At 38.6% G+C, this 1,894-nt stretch carries 6 protein-coding genes; 4 read left to right on the forward strand and 2 right to left on the reverse strand.

From position 1 onward, the window contains the following. Positions 1–85 (reverse strand): helix-turn-helix domain-containing protein (locus ETC00_RS21005; RefSeq protein WP_171567667.1); only part of this gene is annotated, 85 nt, incomplete at its 3' end. Positions 86–256: 171 nt separating this feature from the next. Between ETC00_RS21005 and ETC00_RS19205 the strand changes: the two genes are divergently transcribed. The 3 genes from ETC00_RS19205 (at position 257) to ETC00_RS19215 (ending at position 1,089) form a co-directional block, all read left to right on the forward strand. Continuing rightward, entirely contained in the window at positions 257–472 is a 216-nt protein-coding gene (locus ETC00_RS19205) for a helix-turn-helix transcriptional regulator (protein ID WP_012574325.1), read from the forward strand. Between the two features lie 149 nt (positions 473–621). Further along, positions 622–888, forward strand: a complete 267-nt coding sequence (locus ETC00_RS19210) for a hypothetical protein (protein WP_171567664.1) — start codon at positions 622–624, stop codon at positions 886–888. 51 nt (positions 889–939) lie between these two features. Beyond that, complete coding sequence (locus tag ETC00_RS19215; RefSeq protein WP_171567665.1) at positions 940–1,089, forward strand: hypothetical protein; 150 nt, start codon at positions 940–942, stop codon at positions 1,087–1,089. Here the strand turns inward: ETC00_RS19215 and ETC00_RS19220 are convergent. Then, positions 1,078–1,359: a hypothetical protein gene (locus ETC00_RS19220; RefSeq protein WP_013876373.1), complete on the reverse strand. Its 282-nt coding sequence runs from the start codon at positions 1,357–1,359 to the stop codon at positions 1,078–1,080. The genes ETC00_RS19215 and ETC00_RS19220 overlap by 12 nt on opposite strands. A 260-nt stretch (positions 1,360–1,619) precedes the next feature. Here ETC00_RS19220 and ETC00_RS19225 point away from each other — a divergent pair. Continuing rightward, a partial coding sequence (locus ETC00_RS19225; RefSeq protein WP_171567666.1) for an ORF6N domain-containing protein occupies positions 1,620–1,894 on the forward strand: 275 nt, incomplete at its 3' end.

Genomic DNA, 1,894 nt, shown 5'->3' on the forward strand with positions numbered 1-1,894 from the left:
GTGCTACATTTAGTTTTTTAGCCAAGTCCGCTTGTGTCATGCGATTTTTCTTCCGTAACTCCTTTATTTTGTTTCCTAATCGCATTTTCAATCACCTCCTTTCTAACAATATTATAAAGCAATACTGTAATTTTGTACAGTATTGCTTTATTAAGTGTGAAAAAAACGATAAAAAAAATCATAATTTCTGAAAAAAACTATTGCAATTACAGAAAATCTGTAGTAAATTATTAGACAAGAGGAGGTGGTAATCAATATGAAATACACAATTGCTCAAGCGAGAGCGTTAGCTAGTTTATCACAGAAAGAGATGGCGAAAAGGTTAGGTGTGTGCGAAAAAACCTACATCGACTACGAGAAGTATAGAAAGATTTTTCGGATGGATATGGCGTACAAATTCTCAAAAATCACAGGAATAGAAATGGATCAGATAATTTTTTTTGATAAAGATGTACAGAAAATCTGTAGTTAAGGGATGTGACACAATGAATCAACCTTCTGAACGCACGCAGAAAGCAATGATTGATTTTTTCATGCGAACGTCCGTTCCGCGCATTTTAGCTGCGATCGAGCGTGGGGAGTTGACTTGGAATGAAGTAGTTAAAAAGGAGGTGACAACAAATGCTCAACGATCACATCAAGCAAACTATGCGCACAATTGACGCGTTTCTTGAGCGCTACACACTCGGCACGCTGATTATTGACGGCGATACCGTTTCACTTGAGACGAAAAACGGCGAAATCGTGTTAGATGAAACATATGTCATCGAAGTGTTCGACGGTGAGAAATATCACTCGATCACATATGACCAAGCGCGGAATACCATGTCTAGTGACGGATGGCCGTTGTATGCCGGGTTGGAAGCGCGTGTGAAAGCTGCCCTCTAGGGCTTCTTTTGGAAGAAAAATGGACAAGTCTAGCAAAGAGGAGGAAAAAGCATGCTCAAAGATATAAACGTGAGTTTCACTATTGAAAACATAGATGAATACAAAGAGTTGCTCCGAAAGGCTGCCTACCATTCAGAGCAACTGGAGATGATAATGGAGCAAATCAAAAACTTTGATTTTAAGGTGAAGTTAAAGTCCTAACTTTTTAAACGTGTATTCGGCAACTGCTTCTTCCAACATTTCTGCCCAATTAGAAAATTTCGTGTTCGCAGAGACAAAAGCATTTAATTCATCGTCTGGAATTTCTTCAAAGGAAGAATATTTGTTGAAAATCTCTTGTTGTTCGAATTCGGCAAAGGAATTGAACGATGTGTATTTTCTCAAAAAAGCGTCTGTCAGTAATTCGGGTAGTGAAACTTGGTGGTCGCCTTGAAACTCTTTTGCTGCTCTTGCCATATCTTTGATTTCCATAACTATTCACCTCCTTCCCAATTAAACATCATTCGACAGGAAGGAGGAAAATCCTACAAAAAGAGAGGGGAAACAGTTGGATCCAGTTAGTTTAGCAGAGTACAAGAAGTTATTTCCGGTTTTTAAGGATATCCCAGACAGCGAGTTCAAATATCACAACGGTAATTGGCTTATATCACTTAAAGCGACAAAACAGCTCGCGTATAAACACAAACGTAAAGAGCTAATCAAATACATTAACAAAGTGGAGGGGGAACGTAATGAGTTTAATGGTAATTGAGCAAAACGGTCAACGTGTTTTGACGACGCAGCAATTGGCGGAAGCATACGGAACGGACATGGAAAGAATTCAGGTTAATTTCAATCGTAATAAAGAGCGTTATAAGGAAGGTAAACACTTTATTCTTCTTCAAGGCGACGAATTAAAGCAATTTAAAGCTACTTATCAAATTGATAACCAGCTGAAGTTTGCCACAAAACTCTACCTTTGGACCGAAAAAGGGGCATGGCTACATGCAAAGTCACTCAATACAGA

It is taken from the genome of Brevibacillus sp. MCWH, assembly GCF_013096935.1.
In the GTDB taxonomy this organism is placed as follows: domain Bacteria; phylum Bacillota; class Bacilli; order Brevibacillales; family Brevibacillaceae; genus Brevibacillus; species Brevibacillus aydinogluensis.